19 protein-coding genes are annotated in these 17,175 nt (G+C 71.5%); 10 read left to right on the top strand and 9 right to left on the bottom strand.

The features are described 5' to 3' along the window. Positions 1 to 294: 294 nt before the first annotated feature. Positions 295 to 915, top strand: a complete 621-nt coding sequence (locus tag ACSNOB_RS03445; protein ID WP_436685120.1) for a histidine kinase — start codon at positions 295 to 297, stop codon at positions 913 to 915. On the opposite strand, the gene ACSNOB_RS03440 is transcribed toward ACSNOB_RS03445, so the two are convergent. Further along, positions 855 to 1,820, bottom strand: a complete 966-nt coding sequence (locus ACSNOB_RS03440) for an NADP-dependent oxidoreductase (protein ID WP_436685119.1) — start codon at positions 1,818 to 1,820, stop codon at positions 855 to 857. The two genes, ACSNOB_RS03445 and ACSNOB_RS03440, sit on opposite strands and share 61 nt — an antisense overlap. A gap of 92 nt (positions 1,821 to 1,912) precedes the next feature. On the opposite strand from ACSNOB_RS03440, the gene ACSNOB_RS03435 reads away from it, so the two are divergent. Next, positions 1,913 to 2,512: a TetR/AcrR family transcriptional regulator gene (locus ACSNOB_RS03435; RefSeq protein WP_436685118.1), complete on the top strand. Its 600-nt coding sequence runs from the start codon at positions 1,913 to 1,915 to the stop codon at positions 2,510 to 2,512. A gap of 40 nt (positions 2,513 to 2,552) precedes the next feature. On the opposite strand, the gene ACSNOB_RS03430 is transcribed toward ACSNOB_RS03435, so the two are convergent. Then, the gene (locus tag ACSNOB_RS03430) at positions 2,553 to 3,509 is read right to left on the bottom strand and encodes an alpha/beta fold hydrolase (RefSeq protein WP_436685117.1); all 957 of its coding nucleotides are present in this window, start codon (positions 3,507 to 3,509) and stop codon (positions 2,553 to 2,555) included. Between the two features lie 84 nt (positions 3,510 to 3,593). Here ACSNOB_RS03430 and ACSNOB_RS03425 point away from each other — a divergent pair, with 84 nt between their 5' ends. The 5 genes from ACSNOB_RS03425 (at position 3,594) to ACSNOB_RS03405 (ending at position 8,175) form a co-directional block, all read left to right on the top strand. Then, positions 3,594 to 4,154, top strand: a complete 561-nt coding sequence (locus ACSNOB_RS03425) for a CGNR zinc finger domain-containing protein (protein WP_436685116.1) — start codon at positions 3,594 to 3,596, stop codon at positions 4,152 to 4,154. Positions 4,155 to 4,452: 298 nt separating this feature from the next. Beyond that, on the top strand, positions 4,453 to 5,409 hold the full coding sequence (locus tag ACSNOB_RS03420; protein ID WP_436685115.1) for a DMT family transporter: 957 nt from the start codon (positions 4,453 to 4,455) through the stop codon (positions 5,407 to 5,409). Beyond that, positions 5,406 to 6,899 carry a leucyl aminopeptidase gene (locus tag ACSNOB_RS03415; protein ID WP_436685114.1) on the top strand — a complete coding sequence of 498 codons (1,494 nt, stop codon included), beginning with the start codon at positions 5,406 to 5,408 and terminating at the stop codon, positions 6,897 to 6,899. Before ACSNOB_RS03420 ends, ACSNOB_RS03415 begins: the two co-directional genes overlap by 4 nt. Then, on the top strand, positions 6,896 to 7,279 hold the full coding sequence (locus tag ACSNOB_RS03410) for a RidA family protein (RefSeq protein WP_436685113.1): 384 nt from the start codon (positions 6,896 to 6,898) through the stop codon (positions 7,277 to 7,279). The genes ACSNOB_RS03415 and ACSNOB_RS03410 overlap by 4 nt, the downstream gene beginning before the upstream one ends. Then, entirely contained in the window at positions 7,276 to 8,175 is a 900-nt protein-coding gene (locus ACSNOB_RS03405; RefSeq protein WP_436685112.1) for a PhzF family phenazine biosynthesis isomerase, read from the top strand. The genes ACSNOB_RS03410 and ACSNOB_RS03405 overlap by 4 nt, the downstream gene beginning before the upstream one ends. Before the next feature lie 193 nt (positions 8,176 to 8,368). On the opposite strand, the gene ACSNOB_RS03400 is transcribed toward ACSNOB_RS03405, so the two are convergent. The 4 genes from ACSNOB_RS03400 to ACSNOB_RS03385 all read right to left on the bottom strand — a co-directional run bounded on the left by ACSNOB_RS03400 (position 8,369) and on the right by ACSNOB_RS03385 (position 11,764). Beyond that, positions 8,369 to 9,436 (bottom strand): MerR family transcriptional regulator, encoded by a 1,068-nt coding sequence (locus ACSNOB_RS03400; RefSeq protein ID WP_436685111.1) that lies wholly within the window; start codon positions 9,434 to 9,436, stop codon positions 8,369 to 8,371. A gap of 93 nt (positions 9,437 to 9,529) precedes the next feature. Continuing rightward, positions 9,530 to 10,048, bottom strand: a complete 519-nt coding sequence (locus tag ACSNOB_RS03395) for an AAA family ATPase (protein WP_436685110.1) — start codon at positions 10,046 to 10,048, stop codon at positions 9,530 to 9,532. Between the two features lie 160 nt (positions 10,049 to 10,208). Further along, positions 10,209 to 11,147 carry an aminoglycoside phosphotransferase family protein gene (locus ACSNOB_RS03390; protein ID WP_436685109.1) on the bottom strand — a complete coding sequence of 313 codons (939 nt, stop codon included), beginning with the start codon at positions 11,145 to 11,147 and terminating at the stop codon, positions 10,209 to 10,211. A 95-nt stretch (positions 11,148 to 11,242) separates the two neighbouring features. Next, entirely contained in the window at positions 11,243 to 11,764 is a 522-nt protein-coding gene (locus tag ACSNOB_RS03385; RefSeq protein ID WP_393107517.1) for a GNAT family N-acetyltransferase, read from the bottom strand. Positions 11,765 to 11,812: 48 nt separating this feature from the next. Here ACSNOB_RS03385 and ACSNOB_RS03380 point away from each other — a divergent pair, with 48 nt between their 5' ends. Next, a complete protein-coding gene (locus ACSNOB_RS03380; protein WP_436685108.1) occupies positions 11,813 to 12,391 on the top strand; it encodes a helix-turn-helix domain-containing protein in 579 nt (192 codons plus the stop codon). Between the two features lie 178 nt (positions 12,392 to 12,569). Here the strand turns inward: ACSNOB_RS03380 and ACSNOB_RS03375 are convergent, their stop codons facing one another. Continuing rightward, on the bottom strand, positions 12,570 to 13,742 hold the full coding sequence (locus tag ACSNOB_RS03375; RefSeq protein ID WP_436685107.1) for an MFS transporter: 1,173 nt from the start codon (positions 13,740 to 13,742) through the stop codon (positions 12,570 to 12,572). Between the two features lie 75 nt (positions 13,743 to 13,817). On the opposite strand from ACSNOB_RS03375, the gene ACSNOB_RS03370 reads away from it, so the two are divergent. Continuing rightward, entirely contained in the window at positions 13,818 to 15,215 is a 1,398-nt protein-coding gene (locus ACSNOB_RS03370; protein ID WP_436685106.1) for a PLP-dependent aminotransferase family protein, read from the top strand. A 169-nt stretch (positions 15,216 to 15,384) separates the two neighbouring features. Here the strand turns inward: ACSNOB_RS03370 and ACSNOB_RS03365 are convergent, their stop codons facing one another. Beyond that, positions 15,385 to 15,852, bottom strand: a complete 468-nt coding sequence (locus tag ACSNOB_RS03365) for a LuxR C-terminal-related transcriptional regulator (protein WP_436685147.1) — start codon at positions 15,850 to 15,852, stop codon at positions 15,385 to 15,387. Here ACSNOB_RS03365 and ACSNOB_RS03360 point away from each other — a divergent pair. Further along, positions 15,806 to 16,162, top strand: coding sequence for a hypothetical protein (locus ACSNOB_RS03360; RefSeq protein WP_436685105.1), 357 nt, complete (start codon positions 15,806 to 15,808; stop codon positions 16,160 to 16,162). The genes ACSNOB_RS03365 and ACSNOB_RS03360 overlap by 47 nt on opposite strands. Before the next feature lie 24 nt (positions 16,163 to 16,186). On the opposite strand, the gene ACSNOB_RS03355 is transcribed toward ACSNOB_RS03360, so the two are convergent. Continuing rightward, positions 16,187 to 17,092: a LysR substrate-binding domain-containing protein gene (locus tag ACSNOB_RS03355; RefSeq protein ID WP_436685104.1), complete on the bottom strand. Its 906-nt coding sequence runs from the start codon at positions 17,090 to 17,092 to the stop codon at positions 16,187 to 16,189. Between the last annotated feature and the right edge of the window lie 83 nt (positions 17,093 to 17,175).

Here is a 17,175-nt window from a genome sequence, read left to right as displayed (position 1 = left end):
CCGCGGCCCGCAGGGCGTGTCGTCGAGTCAGTGCCCGCACAGCGCCTCCCACGATCAGGTCGGCGTTCGCCGATGCCCAGATACTGGCCGCGAATCAGCTGCCGGTCGTCCCGCCGACGTGGGCACTTTCCTCTGCTGCGCCCGCGGTACGCGCCTCCCGTGTCCGCCGCACGTCTACTGCGTTCGCGGTACGCTGCCGCTCGTCCCCGCGAGCGACGTCGCCACGGACGCGAACCGGTTGGGGCGCCCGCATGAGCAAGATCGCGGCCGGGGCCGGGCGCCGGGGACTCCCGCGTGCGTGGCGGCGATGCTCCTGGTCGCCGGAGCCTCCGTCGGACCCGGGCGGACCGATCTGCGCCGGCTGGGCCACGTGCTGCTCGCGGTCGATGGGCCGGTCCTGGCCTGTCGCCTTCGTGGCCCTGGTGTCGCCTGACGGCCCCGGCGGGTGAGGCGTTCGCCCAAGGCGTCCTCGGGCCGGGTTGGGTACTCGCTTGCGCGGCGGCCGGCTCAGCGCTGCGGCTGGCCGAACACCGCGTGGAGGAAGCGAAGCGCACGCGGGAGGAGGCCGCCGGCCGCCGCGCCAGCGAGGAACGGCTACGCGTCGCGCGAGAGCTGCCCGACCCGCTCACCCACGAGATATCAGTGATCAAGGTGCAGGCCGGCGTGGCCGTGCATCTCGCCAGAAAACGGGGGGAGGAAGCGCCGCCGGCGCTGGCGGCAGCCGGGGAAGCGGCCCGCGAGGCGACGCACGAACGTCGCGCCACGCTCGGAGCGCTGCTCGGCGACGAGGGAGGTCCGGCCCTGCGTGGGTCGTGGGCGGTCAGGTCGCCGGGAGGCGCCGATGGCACTGTGTTTCACACGGTGACGACGAGCTTGCCGGTCGTGTGCCGGCGGACGAAGTCGACGCATGCTTGAGCGCCCTGGTCGAGGGTGTAGCGGCGGCCGATCGTGGCTCGTAGTTCTCCGCGGGTTGCCAACTCGCCGACATCGCGCATCCCGCCGAAGGTGCCGTCCATGTCCAGCACGAAGTGCAGACGGACGTCGCGGCCGATCCGCTCCTGCTGCGGCACGGGGTAGGTGATCGTGAGGAGGCGTCCACCCGGGCGGATGGCGCCAGCGACTCCGGCAAGGTGGTCACTCGGTAGGGTCAGGTTGAAGGCGACGTCGACGTCGGAGGGGTACCCGGATTCCGCGTACCCGACGGTCTCGTCGGCGCCGAGCGCTCGCAGCATGGCGGCGTCAGCGGCCGTCGCGGTGGCGATCACTCGCGCCTTCGTGGCGGCCAGCAGGGGGATCACCGCAGTTCCGACGCCGCCGGTCGCGCCGACGATCAGGACGGTTTCGCCGGGCTGCACTCCGGCGGTGGCCATCAGTGCGCGTGCGGTCAGGCCGACGGTGGGCAGCGCGGCCGCCTGCTCGATGTCGAGGCCCGCCGGGCGGTGCGCCAGGAACGGGGTATCGGCCTCGAAGACCGCGTACTCGGCCAGCGAGCCGGTGCTCAGCGACGGCCGGGTCGCACCGGCCATCGCCCGCAGCGCCCGCGGCACAGCCTGACCGAAGATCTCGTCGCCCACCTGATAGGCCGTCACGCCAGCGCCGACCTCGCTGACCGTGCCCGCGAAGTCGTTGCCGGGCACGTGCGGAAACCCCAGCGGCACGACGTCGCGGAAATCCCCGCTGGGCAGCCGGACGTCCGCCGGGTTGATCGAGGCGGCGGCGATCCGGACCTGGATCTGCCCCGGGCCGGGCCGGGGCACCGGCACGTCCCCCACGGTGTACTGCTCGGGCGGTCCGTAGCCGGTCACGACGACTGCCTTCATGCGCTCCTCCAAAAAACGGACCGGGCGGTCATGTTCTCGGTCGCGAAGCTAGCAACAAGCGGACCGCGCGGTCAACTTGTTAGGGTGGCGCCGTGACCTCGACCCGCCCGTTGCGTGCCGACGCCGCCCGCAACCGACGGCTGCTGCTGGCAGCCGCCGCCGACGAGTTCGCGGAGCGTGGCCTGGACGTCTCGGTCGCCGACATCGCCCGCCGGGCCGGCCTCGGCAAGGGCACCCTGTTCCGTCACTTCGCCACGAAGGATGAGCTGCTCGCCGCGATCGTCCTCGACCGGATCGACAGGCTCAACGCCGCCGGCGAACAGTTGCTCGAGGCAGCGGACCCGGGCGCCGCGCTGCTGGAGTTCCTCACCGTCGCCGCAGCCCAACAACAGCAACGCGACCTGTCGTTCCTGCAGGAAGCCGGCGAACTGACCGCGGACGTCACCAGGGCCCGCGAGCAGATGTTCCGCACCGTGCACAAGCTTGTCGATCGGGCACGTGAACACGGCGCCGTGCGGGCCGACGTCACCGGCGCCGACGTCATCCTGCTGATGTGCGCACCCAACTACGTCACCAGCTACGTGCCGGACGCCCCGACCGACCTGTGGCAGCGATACCTCGCCATCATCTTCGACGGCCTACGCCCAGAAGGCGCCCACCCGCTGCCGCACCCGCCGCCGCCCGCTCTCTGAACGCCGCGGAGTTGCGGGTCCGCCACGATGCCGACAGCGATCACCGGCGGCGGCGGTGAACAGCACGGTCAGGCCGAGGTCGGTCGGCGGGGTGCGGGGGCGGCGCGCATGCCGTGTCCGTCTGGTTCCAGGTGCGGTCCAGGAAGTCGGCGATGAGCGGCGCGATCTCCGGCAGGTGGCCTTCGAGGGCGAAGTGGCCGGTGTCGAAGAGGTGAAGTTCGGCGTCGGGCAGGTCGCGACGGTAGGCATGGGCACCGGGCTCGGGGAAGAACGGGTCGTTGCTTCCCCAGGTGATGAGCGTGGGCGGGGTGTGCCTGCGCAGCCATGCCTGCCAGCGCTCGTAGCGCTCGAGGTTGGAGTGGTAGTCGAACGCCAGGGCCACCTGCGCCTCCTTGCGGCCCGGTAGATCCAGGAAGTGCTGGTCGAGGGTCCAGCCGTCCGGGGCGAGCAACTCGGGGTCGGCGACGCCGGTCTCGTACTGGCTGCGGGTGCCGGGCAGGGTGAGTAGGTCGCGGATGGTGTCCTCGGCGCCGGGTGTCTCGGGGCGCAGGGCGATGAAGTTCCGGGCGCCGTCCGACAGCCCCTCGGCGTAGGCGTTGCCGTTCTGCACGACCAGTCCCGCGATCCACTCGGGGTGCCGCTCGGCGAGCCGGAAGCCGACCGGCGCTCCGAAGTCGAAGACGTACATCACGAACCGATCGAGTCCGAGCCGCTGGACGAAGCCCTCGGTGATGTCGGCGAGCCGGTCGAAGGAGTGGGTGAAGCCGTCGGGAGTCCGGGTGTGGCCGAAGCCGGGGTGGTCCGGAGCGATCAGCCGGTATCGGGAGCCGAGGGCGTCGATGAGGCGGCGGAACTGGTGCGAGGCCGACGGGAAGCCGTGCAGAAGCAGCAGCACCGGCGCGTTGGGGCGATCGGGGAGCGATTCGCGGTAGAAGACCTGGACGCCGTCGACATCGAGGTGGCGGTGGCGGGTGCGGGCGATCGGGAGGGTCGACATGCTAATGCCCTTCTGGTCTAGATATCCATTAGGTGTAGCGGTCGTCTGCCTAATGTGTCAACCCCGAGGTGTAGCATTAGCGGCATGGATCTCGCCCCCCTGACCGGGGAGCCGCTGGCGCTGGACCTGGTCAACACCCGCCCGGCCACCGGCGATCTGCTGGCCACCCCCGACGACCTGCGCGCCTGGCTGGGCCTCCAGGCCGACCGGCTACCGGAGGCGCGGGAGCTCGCCGCCGAACTCACCGCCGCGGACCTGGCCGCCGTCCATGCGGTCCGCGAGCACACTGCCCAGGCCGTCGAACATGTGCGCCGGGGGGCGCCACCATCCGCGACCGCCCTGGAGTCCCTCAACCAGGCCCAGCGTGCCGCACCCGCCATCAACGAGCTGGCCTGGAACGGCACCTCGATCACGGCCGTCCGTCGACGCGCCGGTGGCGGCGGGGCGCGCCTGGCGGCCTGGCTCGCCGAGGCCGCCGCCGAGCTGCTGGCCGACCCGGCGGTCTCCAAGATCCGCCAGTGCGAGGCCGACGACTGCGTGATGCTGTTCCTGCCCGCCCACCCCCGCCGCCGCTGGTGCTCGGCCGCCCGCTGCGGCAACCGCGTCCGCGTCGCCCGCCACTACCAGCGCCACAGGCCCGCCTGACCTCACGCCGCCGCGAGCCCGAGAGGGGACCTCGACCCCGAGGCGTCGTTCGACCGCATTGTCTCGCGCACCATGGCTGGCGTCCTCGGCTCGGCCGCGCCCGGCCGCGAGGCCCCCAGCCCGTAGCCGGGCAGAAGCGTCGCCGGCCATCACCCGCAGCCGCGACGGCCCGCCGGTCCGGCTCGCGGCGACGATGTAGCAGAACTTAACGGACGTACAAAATCTTTCGCTTGTCCTACCGCGTCGGCTGCGGCACCGTTTCCGACGGTGCGCCAACAGACGACGGTGGGACGGTGTCATGAGCAAGTCCTGGGCATGGGCGAGGGTGGGCCTGCTGGCCCTGTTGTGGGGCTCGACCTTCCTCTGGATCGAGTTGGCCCTGGACGCGCTGACCCCGGTGCAGGTCACCCTCAGCCGCTGCGTGCTCGGCGCGGTCACCCTGCTGGTCGCCTGCCTGGCCTCGGGCCGACGGCTGCCGGAGAACCGGAGGACCTGGGGTCACGTCCTCGTTGCCGCCTTCTTCTGCAACGCCCTGCCGTTCGCCATGTTCAGCCTCGGTCAGCAGACCATCGACTCGGGGATCGCCGGCGTGTTGAACGCGACGACCCCGCTGTGGTCGCTGCTGATCGGCCTCGTCGTCGGCACCGAACGTGGTCTCCGGCCCGCCCGGCTGGGCGGGCTGCTGCTCGGGTTCGCCGGGGTCGTGCTGATCTTCGCTCCGTGGCAGGCGACGGCGGCGGGCGGCTGGGGCGTGCTCGCCCTCCTCGTGGCGACGGCGAGCTACGCCGCCGGCTTCGCCTACATGGGCCGCTTCCTGGTGGGCCGGGGAATCCCCACCATCTCGCTGTCGGCGGCACAGCTCATCGCGGCAAGCGCCCTGACCGCGCTGACCCTGCCGGCCGGCGGCCTGGAACCGATCGAGATCGGCCCGAAGACGCTGCTCGCCGTCGTGGTCCTCGGCGTCGTCGCCACCGGCGCCACCTTCCACCTCACCTACCGGAACATCGCCGCGGAGGGTGCCACGAACACGGCGACCGTCAGCTACCTGCTGCCAGTGGTCTCGGTGGCACTGGGGGTCGTCGTGCTCGACGAGCAGTTCACCCTCCGGACCGCCGTCGGGATGCTCATCGTGCTCGTCGGGGTCGCCTTGGCCCGTCGACACCACCCGGCGTCGTCGACACCGGCGCCGGCCGCAGCTCCCGCCGGGGACCCGACCCGCGGCCTCTCGCGACAGGAACAGGACGTACGACAGTGACCGCACTGACGGTAACCAACACCTTCCCCGCTTCGCTGACCGCGGAGTGCCTCGTCATCGGCGTCGCCAGGGGCCCCGAGGGACCGGTGCCGGTCCTCGGCGCCGCCGCCGTCGAGGAGGCGGTCGTCGGCGCGCTGACCGACCTGCTCACCACCCTCGGCGCGACCGGCGCCGAGGGCGAGACGGTCAGGCTTCCCGCACCCCCCGGCATCGGGGCCGGACTGGTTCTCGCGGTCGGCCTCGGCGACGCCGACGACGGCGGCTACGACGACGAGGCGCTGCGGCGGGCCGCCGGGGTCGCCGCCCGGGACCTGGCCGGGGCCGGCAGGGTCGCCCTGGCGTTGCCGACGCCGACCGCCGACGCGGTGGAGGCGGTGGCGCTGGGTGCCCTGCTCGGCTCGTACACCTTCACCGCCTACCGCACCGACGACGGACCGGCCGCGGTCCGCGAGCTGACGATCCTCGCCGACGACCCCCGGTCGCACGCCGGCGCCCTGCGGCGCGCCGACGTGCTCGGCGAAGAGGTGAACCGGGCCCGCGACCTGATCAACACGCCCGCCAACGACCTTTACCCGGAGAGCTTCGCCGCCGCCGTGGCCGCGGCCGGCCGGACGTACGGGCTGGCGGTCGAGGTGTACGACGAGGAGGCGCTCGCGGCGGGCGGCTTCGGCGGCATTCTCGGCGTCGGGCAGGGGTCGGTACGGGCGCCGCGGCTGGTGCGGATCGCCCACACCCACGCCGGGGCGACGGCGCGCCTCGCCTTCGTCGGCAAAGGCATCACCTACGACTCGGGTGGCATCTCGCTGAAGCCGGTCGGCGCCAACGAGATCATGAAGCGCGACATGTCCGGCGCGGCGGCGGTGCTCGCGGCGGTGCTGGCCGTCGCCCGGCTCGACCTGCCGGTCGACGTCACCGGGTGGCTGGCGCTGGCCGAGAACATGCCGTCCGGCTCCGCTCTGCGCCCGGGTGACGTGCTGCGGACGTACGGCGGCCGGACCGTCGAGGTGCTCAACACCGACGCCGAGGGTCGCCTGGTGCTCGCCGACGCCCTCGTACGCGCGGGCGAGGAACAGCCCGACGCCATCGTGGACGTGGCCACGCTGACCGCCGCCATGCGGTTCGGCCTGGGCAACCACGTGTTCGGGGTGATGGCCAACGACGACGCCTTCCGGGACAGGGTCGTGGCAGCCGCCCGGGCGGCCGGCGAGCAGGCCTGGCCGATGCCGCTGCCGGCGGAGCTGCGCCGCAGCCTGAACTCGCGGGTGGCCGACATCGCCAACTTCGGCGAACGGATGGGCGGTGGGCTGGTCGCGGGCCTGTTTCTCCGGGAGTTCGTGCCGGCCGGCGTCCCCTGGGCGCACCTGGACATCGCCGGCCCCGCCTTCAACGAGGGCCAGCCTCACGGCTACACCCCCGACGGCGGCACCGGGTGCGCGGTCCGGACCCTGGTGCGGCTCGCGCAGGACACGGCGATCGGAGGTCTCCGGTGACTCTGCGGCCCGTCGCGACCGACGAGGCGCCCCCGCCGTTCGGCCACTACGCGCAGGCGAGCGTCACACCCGACGGCACGATCTGGGTGTCCGCGCAGCTTCCGGTCGGCGTCAGCGCCCACGCCACCGTCGCCGAGCAGGCGCGCCAGGCGCTGTCCAACGCGCTGTCCATCGTCCTGGCCGGTGGTGGCCGGAGCGACACCGTCGCCAGGGTCACCCTCTATCTCACGGACATCTCCGACTGGGCGGCGGTCGACGCCGCCTTCGCCGCCGTGTTCGGCGAGCACCGGCCCGCCCGAGGAGTGCTCCAGGTGGCGGGCCTGCACCATGGCTTCCGGGTGGCGGTCGACGCCGTCGGCTGGCGCGTGGGGGGCCGATGAGGGTCCTCTACCAGGTCGACGCCTTCACCCGTACCGCGTTCGCCGGTAACCCCGCGGGTGTGGTGCTGGCGGCCGAGGGCCTGACGGATGCGCAGATGCTCGCGGTCGCGCGGGAGCTGAACAACTCCGAGACAGCCTTCGTGCTGCCTCCCGACGGCGCGGACCACGACGTACGCGTGCGGTTCTTCACGCCGACGACGGAGGTCCCGACGTGTGGGCACGCCACGGTGGGAGCGCACTTCGCCCGGGCCGTCGAGTACGCCCTGCCGTCGGGTTTCCTGGTGCAGAAGACGGGCGGCGGGCTCCTGCAACCGGTGGAGATCCACCGCGACGGCGACCGGGTGCGCATCGGCATGCGGCAGGGCGCGGCCGTGTTCGGGCCGGAGTTCGACGGCGGCCAGGTGGACCGGCTGCTGCGGGCCCTGGGTGCCGGCCCTCGCGATCTCGCCGACGACGGCCCCGTCCAGGTCGTGTCCACCGGGCACTCGAAGGTGCTGGTGCAACTGCGCGACCGGGGCGTCGTGGACGGTCTGCGGCCGGACCCGGTCGCGTTGACGGCGCTCAGCCGCGAGGTCGGCAGCAACGGCTACTTCGTCTTCACCCGCGCCACCGGCGAGGAGCACCTGCTCACCTGGTCCCGGATGTTCGCGCCCGCGATCGGGATCGTCGAGGACCCGGTGACCGGCAACGGTCACGGCCCGCTCGGGGCGTACCTGGTGCGCCACGGCATCGTTCCCGCACCGGGCGGCCGGCTGCGCTTCACGGGGCGACAGGGGTCGGCCATGGGGCGGCCCGGCGACGTCCACGTCCGAGTCGAGACGCGGTCGGACGGAGAACCTCTGGTCTCGATCAGCGGCGACGCCGTGACGGCGTTTCGGGCGGAGCTGCGGGCCTGACTGGCACCGCGCCTCGACCGCACCAGCCGGGGCGGCGCCGCCCTCGCGGCGGCGGCGCGGGCCCGACCTCCGTGGCCCGTCGGCCGTTCGGCAGGGGAAGACGTCGCGGGCTCAGGGTTGGCCGGCGGCCCGCTCGCCCGCGGGAACGGCGAGGAGGCTGTCCAGCACGGAGCGGGCGGCGCTGATCCGGGGTCTACACCGCGACGATGTCGGCGATGACGCAGGCGACGTTGTCCGGCGCCCCTTCGGCCTGAGCCAGACCGATCAGTTGCTGCACTGTGTGTTCGGGGGCGGTTGCTGCACTCAGCGCCGACTGCAGGGCGGCACGCCCGACGACGGCAGACAGCCCGTCGGAGCACAGCAGATACCGGTCACCGGGCAGGGCGGTGCGTAGCGCGAGGTCGGCCTCGACCTGTTGCCCGCCGCCGAGGGCGCGCAGAAGCACAGCGCGCTGGGGATGCGCGGCAGCCTGTTCTCGGTCGAGTCTGCCTTGGTCGACCTGGGTCTGGACCCAGGTGTGGTCCTGGGTGAGCAGGGACAGTTCGCCGCTCCGCAGCAGGTATGCCCGGGTGTCGCCGACGTGCACCAGGGCCAGTTGGGAGCCACTGCGTAGCAGCGCGGTCAGCGTGGTGACCGGCTGGTGATCGTCGGTGGCTAGGGCGCGTACGGTGCGGTCGGCGGCGGTGACCGCGCCGGCCAGCAGCGTCAGCAGGTCGGTGGCAGGTACGTCGGCGAGTTCTATCGCCTTGAGAGCGTCGATGGCGGCTGTGCTGGCTGCGGCGCCGCCGGGGCCCCGCATGCCGTCGGCGACGGCCAGCAGTCGTTCGCTGGCGTACGCGGCGTCCTCGTTGCTGTCGCGTACGGTGCCGGTGTCGCAGCCGGCGGCGTAGCGGATGGCAAGGGTGGGATTTGCTTGAGACACGGTGGTGCCCCCTTCCGAGAGGTGGTTCACGAGGAAGGTGGCGAGCCGCGCGCGGGCCGCGGTGTCGGCGGTGACCTGCTGCCAGTACGCGGTGATCGCCTCAGCCGCCGCGGCTGGCTCCAAGCCGCAGACGGTGCGGATCTTCGCCAGTGGCATGCCGATGCGACGTAGCTGGGCGACCAGCCGGGCCAGCGGTAGCTGCTCCGGATCGTAGAGCCGGTATCCGGACTCTGGATCGACCGCGGCCGGCGGCAGGAGCCCGATCTGGTCGTACAGGCGCAACGCCTTCGGCGTCAGTCCCGCCGCCTGGGCGAATGCCCCGATGGTGAGCAGCTCCACGTCGACATCCTCCTCGTGCCGGCCGCAGCGACCGGCACGCACCAGGCTGGGGCCTACCCAAAGGTCAAGGTCAAGAACGTGGCGTGGCGGGCGTCAACTCTTGACGGCCTGTGCGATCTGCAGGGCGGCCTGGGCGGGTGTGAGGTGCGTGGTGTCGACAACCTCGGCCTCCCCAGGTAGCCACGTGCGGGCCGCCTCGGCGTACGGCTTGAGGTATTTGAGGCGGAACGGAGAGGGGACGGAGTGTTCCCCCTCGATACGCCCGCGGAGGGTGTCTTCGTCAGCGTGGAGCACGAAGTGCCTTACCGGGATGGCATGGTGGGTGAGGCCCATGCGGATTTCGCGCCAGTACTGCTCGACCAGGACAGTCATGGGCATCACCAGAGTGCCGCCGGTGTAATCGAGCACGCGGCGGGCGGTCTCGACGACGAGCTGCCGCCACGGCGGCCAGTGCTGGAAGTTGTCCGTCCTGGGCAGCCCCGGCGTGATGTCCATGAGTGTCTCGCCGACCTTCTCGGCGTCGAACACCCGTGAATCCGGGATCAGTTGTTGCACGAGTGCACTGGTCGTCGTCTTGCCCACGCCGTGGGTGCCGTTGAGCCATACGATCATGGGATCCGACGCTAGCGCTTCGCCGGCCGCAGGAACGGGCGCGGCCGGGGTCCGGATGTCACGCCGTGTCGCTCGCCACCCGGGGCTGAGCGACAGGGTTGAGGTACGCGATGCGGACACGTGGTAGCCAGTGCCGTTCCGCTCCGGGATTGCTGCCTGTTCATGGCTTGGGGGTGATGACGGCGCCGGGCGCGTATTCAGAGAAGATCTCGTCGAGGACGCGCAGCGCGCTCGCGGCCGAGTCGCCGGCATCGCCCAGGGTGTGGGCGCAGGTGACGAGCGCCTTCCAGAGGGCCCAGCCGCGCCCGCGTGCCCATGTCGCATCATCGACGGACAGCCGCTCCCGGAACGCCTGCCGGCCGTCGGCGGTCAGCAGTGTCCAGGCGATTGCCAGGTCACAGGCTGGGTCGCCGACGCCGCATGTCCCGAAGTCGATGACAGCCGCCAGCTTCCCGTCGTCGAGCAGGAGATTTCCCCGTGCGATGTCACCGTGGAACCAGCTCTCCACGCCGTCCCAGCGTGCGTCCAGTGCGCTCTTCCAGATCTCGCGGGCCGGGTTGACGTCGACGTGGCCGTCGAGTGCCGTGAGAGCGCGCCGGACTTGCCCGTCGTAGGTGCGCAGCGTGCCGCCCCGGTACCAGTTGTGCTGCCCGGGGCGGGGACCGCCAGTGGTGTCGACGCCCTGCAGGGCCGCCAGGAACCCGGCCAGGTCGAGCGCGAACCGGACGGGGTCGGCGATACGGTCCGCGCTCGCAGGTTCGCCGTCGAGCCATTGGTAGACCGACCACGGGTAGGGGTAGCCCGCGCCGGGTTCACCCTTAGCCAGTGGGGTGGGGATGGGTAGCGGGAGTTCCGGGGCGAGCGCCGGAAGCCACCGGTGCTCCTTGTCGACCGCCTCGGCGTACTCGGATGCGCTGGGCAAGCGCACCAACTTCCGCGAGCCGAGGTGGAAGGTCCAGTTGTCCCAGCCACCGTTGGCTACGGGCTGAACCGGAAGGCCGGCCCACTGAGGAAACTGGTCGGCAACGAGCCGACGCACCTGATTCGCGTCGACGGCAATGCGCTGGGGCACGGGACCGAGGCGCGGTGTGGTGCTCACTGAGACATCCTGTCAGACAAGGAATCCGAGGTGTCGGTCTGAACGACGGCTCTCGGTGACGCAGGGTGCGACCAGCGCCCGGGTCGGTGCGTCCGTCACGCGTCGGTGGCAGGGAGCGTGTGTTGCATGAGGACCGTGTCGATCCAGCGGCCATGTTTGTGGCCCACGGCCGTGAGCCGACCGGCGTGGACGAAGCCGTGGCGGTGGTGCAGGGCGGCGGAGACGTCGCTGCCGCTGTCGGCGATGACGGCGATGACCTGCCGGACCCCTGCCCGCGCGCAGTCGCCGAGCAGCCTTTCCAGCAGGGCGCTGCCCAGCCCACGGCCTGTCCAGCCAGGGGCCAGGTAGATCGTGTCCTCGACGGTGTGTCGGTACGCCGGCTTGGGACGCCATGGACTGGCGTAGGCGTACCCCACGGCCTCGCCGCCGATCTTCGCGACCAGGAACGGCAGGCCGCGCCCGGACAGGTCGTCGAGCCGCTGCCGCCAATGGTCGACCGTCGGTGGCACCTCTTCGAATGTGGTGACAGTGTCGGTGACGTAGTGGGCGAAGATCGTGGTGACGGCGTCCAGGTCAGCGGGGGTGGCTGGGGCGATGGCGACTGCTTCGGCGGGCATGCGTCCGTCCAATTTCTCTATAGCGAAGCCGAAAGCTATTATAGCGGAATGATGGATCTCGTGAAGCTGGGAGGTCGCATCCAGGCGCTCCGGCTCGACCGTGACCTCACCCTGCAGGCGCTGGCGGACGCGGCGGGGGTGAGCGTGAGCATGCTGTCGTCGGTCGAGCGCGGGCAGAAGGCGCCGACGATCGTCGTGCTCGCCCGCATCGCCGACGGGCTCGGCGTGCCGCTGACCGCGCTGGTCGCCCCCGCCGACGACCAGCGGGTCATTGTGCGCCGCGCAGCCGACCAGGACGTTGTCGACGAGCCCGGTGGCTGGCAGCGCGCGATCCTGACGCCGGTCGTGCCGGGTGTGAACTTCGAGTGGATCCGCTCCACGCTGCCGCCCGGCTGCGACGCCGGCGAGTTCCCCGCCTACGCGCCCGGGTCACACGAGTTCGTCTCGGTCCACAGCGGAATGCTGAGACTGGCCGTCGGGGAAAGAATCGTGGACCTGGCGGCCGGCGATTCGGTGTACTTCGCCGCCGACGTCCCGCACGCCTACGCCAATCCAGGCACCGAGCCGTGCGTCTACTACGTCGCCGCCCTCATCATGCGCTCCCGGGCTGCCCGATCGCTCCCGTGAGGACGGATCGGCGCAGCCGTGGCCGACCGCGGTGCCGATATGTCGCCTGCCGCCATGGCGCTGTGTCGTGGGTGAGAGGGCAGCCCAGTTCCGTCAGGTATCCGGACGGCATGTGGTTCACGATGGGGTTCGCTGTCGACCCGGACGCCGTCGTTGTCGAAGATGACCAGCTCAGGTTTCATGCGTTTTCCGTCCTGGCGAACACCGGGGCGAGGGCGATCGTGAGGAATGCGGCGCCGAGCAGGCAGGTCGCGGTCCAGCCGCCGACCGCGTAGGCGAACGGTCCGGCGGCGGCGCCGACGACACCGCCGAGGGTGTAGCCGGTCATGTAGACCGAGGCGAGGCGGGCGCGGGCGTCGTCGATGCCGTAGACGACGGTCATGTTCAGCAGGTGGGTGGCGTTGACGGCGGTGTTCATGGCCAGGAGCCCGATGGTGAGCCAGGCGAGGTGGTGTCCGCCGGCCCACAGGGCGGCGAAGGACGCGGCGCCGATGGCCAGCGCCACCGTGGTCAACCGAATGGGGTCTGTTCGGTCGGCGGCGCCGCCGAGAGGGCGGGCGGCGACTGCTCCGGCGGCGCCGACCAGGGCCAGCAATCCGATCTGGGCGGGGCCGTACTCGTAGGGAGGTTCGGTGAGCCGGGAGGCGACCGTCGACCAGAACACGCCGAAGGCGGCGAAGGAGCAGGCCCCGATGAAGGAGCGTCGTCGCAGCAGGCGGTGGGTGGCGGCCAGTCGGAGGGTGGCGCGCAGCTGGGCCCGGTAAGGGAGAGTCAGGTCGGGGGGAGCCGGCGGCATGACGCGGGTGAGGGCGACGGCCAGGAGCAGGGTGACGACCGCCGCCGCCGCGAACAGGGCCCTCCAGCCGGCGACCTGCGAGACCAGACCCGCGACCGTACGGGACAGCAGGACGCCGGTGAGGCCACCGGTGAGCATCGTCCCGACGGCGCGTCCGCGTTCATCGGGCGCGGTCAGGGCGGCGACGTAGGGAATGAGGGTATTGACGACGGCGGCAGCGGTGAGCCCGATGAGTGCCCCGGCTGCCAGGAGGAGGCCGGCCGTGCGGGCGGCGGCGGTCAGGGCGAGGGCCGCGGCGTCGGAGCAGAGCAGGACCGCCAGGAGGGGACGCCGGGGAACGATGTCGCCGAGTGGGACGACGAGGACCAGGGCGAGGGCGTAGCCGAGCTGACCGACGGCGATCAAGTGGTCGGCGGCGTGCGGGCCGAGGGATCGGGATATCTCCGGCAGGAGGGGCTGGCAGTAGTAGAGGTTCGCGATCGTCAGTCCATAGGCCACCGCGAGTAGCCGGACAGTCTTGCGGGAGACGGCCCGCGGAGGTCGAACCGTGGTCACCCGGATGACCCTAGGAGCATGATTGGGCTGCTTATAAGATCCACTTTCATGGCAGGTGAGTGGCCCAATCCTGGGATGGACCTGCACCTGGAACTGGACGCCGCCGAGGGGCTGCGCACAGGGCTGGAGCGGGCGCTGCGGGAGGCGGTGCGGTCGGGACGCCTGGCAACCGGGACGCGGCTACCGCCGACCCGCAGACTCGCGGAGGACCTGGGGCTGGCGCGGGGCACGGTGCGGGCGGCCTACGACCAACTCGTCGCCGAGGGATATCTGGCCGCACGGCAGGGCTCGGGCACCGTGGTCGCGCTGCCGGCGCAGGCGGCGTCGGCGCCCCCAGCCACACCGGCGGCGACGGAGCCGCCCCGGCACGATCTGCGCCCGGGGAGCGCGGACGCATCGGCGTTCCCGGTTGCGGCGTGGCTCGAGTCGTCGCGACGCGCCCTGAAATCGGCTCCGGCCGACGCCTTCGGCTACGGCGATCCGCGAGGCCGCCCGGAACTGCGGGCCGCGCTGGCCGGATACCTGGGGCGGACCCGAGGTGTGTCGGCCCACCCGGACTCGATCATGATCACCAACGGCTACCTGCAGGGACTGACGCTGCTCGCCGCGGTCGTCGGTGGGACGTTCGCGATGGAGGACCCTGGTGTCCCGATGCACCGCGAGGCGGTCCGTCGCTCCGGCGCACGGGTGGTCCCGCTGCCGGTCGACGATCTCGGCGCCCGTACCGACCTCCTTGGCGGCCTGGGCGCGAACGCGGTGGAGGTCACTCCGGCGCACCAGTACCCGACCGGCCGGACCCTCCACCCCGACCGGCGGCGCGCCCTGCTGGACTGGGCGCGTTCGTCCGGCGGCCTGATCGTCGAGAACGACTACGACGCCGAATTTCGCTATGACCGCAAGCCCGTCGGCGCGCTGCAGGGCGCCGCCCTGGACCACGTGGCCTACCTGGGTACGACGTCCAAGACGCTCGGCCCGGCCCTGCGGATCGGCTGGATGGTCCTGCCGCCCCGCCTGATCGCTGCGGTCGCCGACGCCAAACTGCACACCGACCACCACACCGAGCACCTCGGCCAGCTGGCCCTGGCCGACCTGATCACGCGCCACGGCTACGACCGTCACATCCGCACGTCGCGCCAGCGGTACCTCCGCCGCCGCAACCAACTCCGCCACCGCCTCGCAGGCTTTCCGATGGCACTGACCGGCATCGCCGCCGGCCTGCACGCCCTGGCCCTCCTCCCTCCGGACGGCCCCACCGAGACGGACATCCGGGCGGCCGCGCAGGCCCACGGACTCGCCCTCGGCTACCTGTCGGAGCGCAGCGAACTGCCCTCCACTCGCCAGGGCGTCATCATCGGCTACGGCCGTCCCCCCGAGCACGCCTACACCTTGGCCCTGGACGCCCTGACCGCGACGTTCGCCGCCTGCTTCGCCCAGCCAGGGGAGAAGGCCCAGCTACGACGAGCCGCGCAGTAGCTGGGCGAACCGGCGTCGACCCGGCGGGGCGGCCGGAAACCGTACGGTCAAGGCGCGACCGTCCGTTCGTGTCACCTGCCGGGTTCCGTGCCGCGTCCGGCGCGACCCGCACACGTCAGCCGAGCAGGTCGCGCAAGGTTCGCAGCTCGGTGTGGGGGTTGACCGGCGCCTACTCCGGTGTGGTCGGGTTCACCAGCCCGGTCTGATAGGCGAGGACGACGGCTTGGACGCGGTCGCGGAGCCCGAGTTTGGCGAGGATGTGGGCGACGTGGGTCTTGACGGTCGCTTCGGAAACGGTGAGGCGGTCGGCGAGTTCGGCGTTGTTCAGGCCCTCGGCCAGCAGGCGGAGGACTTCGAGTTCGCGTGCGGTCAGGGCGCTCAGGTCGCGGGGGATCGCGGGCGTGCTGTCGCGGCGGGCGAACCGTTCGACGAGGCGACGGGTGATCGCCGGAGCGAGGAGCGCGTCGCCGGTGCGGACCAGCCGGACCGCAGCGACCATGTGTTCGGGACTGACGTCCTTGAGGAGGAAGCCGCTGGCGCCGGCGGCCAGCGCCGCGTACACGTACTGGTCGAGGTCGAAGGTGGTCAACATGACGACGCTGGGGTCGGCGGCGGTGCCGGTCAGGATGCGCCGGATGGCCGCCGACCACTGCTACGCCGACACCCTAAACGGCGACCACATCGACGACCCCTCGGAAGACGCCCTGTTCATGCTCATCGACGAGCTGAACCACGCCGACAACACCTTCGTCACAATCAACCCCGCCGCCGACGACCCGGCCTGGTACGCCTCGGTCTCACTGCTCGCCGACGACACCTACGAAGTCGAACGCCATGACGCCCACCAGCACATCCACGACCTCACCATCGAGACCGACCGAGGCCACATCGCCAGGGACCTCACCATCTGGCTGGCCGGCCGCCACTACCCCAACCGACCAGCCTGAACCGCGGTCTGTACTTCTGAAGCCCTAGTCGGGAGCGGACGCCGTTGAGAGGTCGATCAGTTCGTCCAGGACGATCTGGCACGCCGCGGTGAGAGCCGATCGGCTGCGAACGGCCGCGTAGACGTGACGGGTCAACGGCCGGCGTAGCGGACGGGTGGCGACGCGGTAGCGACGGTCCACGGCCAGCTCGGGCAGGAGCGACACGGACAGGCCCGCCTCGATGTGCGCCAGAAGCGATTCGAAGCTGGCGAAGCGGCCAGCCACGGTCGGCTCGAAGCCGGCCTGTCGGCAGGTGCTCGTCACGAGGTTGGACAGGTACGTGCCGGGCATATCGACGGACCAGGCCGCGTCGGCGAAGTCGGGCAGGTCTGCCGGTGCGTCCGACGCGGCCTGCGACCGCGGCGTCACGAGCACGATGGCGTCGGTAAGCAGAGGGATGGTGTGCACGTCAGGATGCAGCGGCAGGGATCCGTCGATGAAGTCCGCGGTCACGACGATGTCGTAGTCGCCGCGGCGTAGGGCCGGATGGCTGGCCTGCGGGTCGAGCTCGGAGACCTCTAGGTCGATCTTCGGATGCGTCTGCCGCAGCCGCGCGGCAAGCGGAATGACGAGGGCGCGTATGGCACTGGAAAAAGCCGCGAGCCGAACCGGCCCCGTCGGTTGTCCGGAGAGATCCTGCAAATCGGCCTCGGCGGCCTTGAGCTGGTCGAGGATGATGCGGGCGTGCCGGGCAAGCGTACGACCGGCGGTCGTGAGCTGTACGCGGCGGCCGGCGCGACGCAGGAGTTCGGTGCGGGACTCGGCCTCCAGGACCGCCAGTTGCGCTGACACCGCTGACGGACTCATTTGCAGGGCCGCGGCGACGGCCCGGATGGTGCCGAGGGTGTCCAGCAGGCTGAGCATTTCCAGGCGTGCGGTGTGTAGCCGCATCGGGCAGCTCCTTGTACGGAATTTCCGCACAGCCTAACCAGAAACTTCAGCTTTTCGCGCACAGCGAACGGTCCTATCGTGAG

The sequence above is a fragment of the Micromonospora sp. URMC 106 genome, from assembly GCF_051386395.1.
Lineage (GTDB): Bacteria > Actinomycetota > Actinomycetes > Mycobacteriales > Micromonosporaceae > Micromonospora.
The sequence above is the reverse complement of the archived record's forward strand: the minus strand, read 5'-3'. Positions and strand labels throughout refer to the sequence as shown.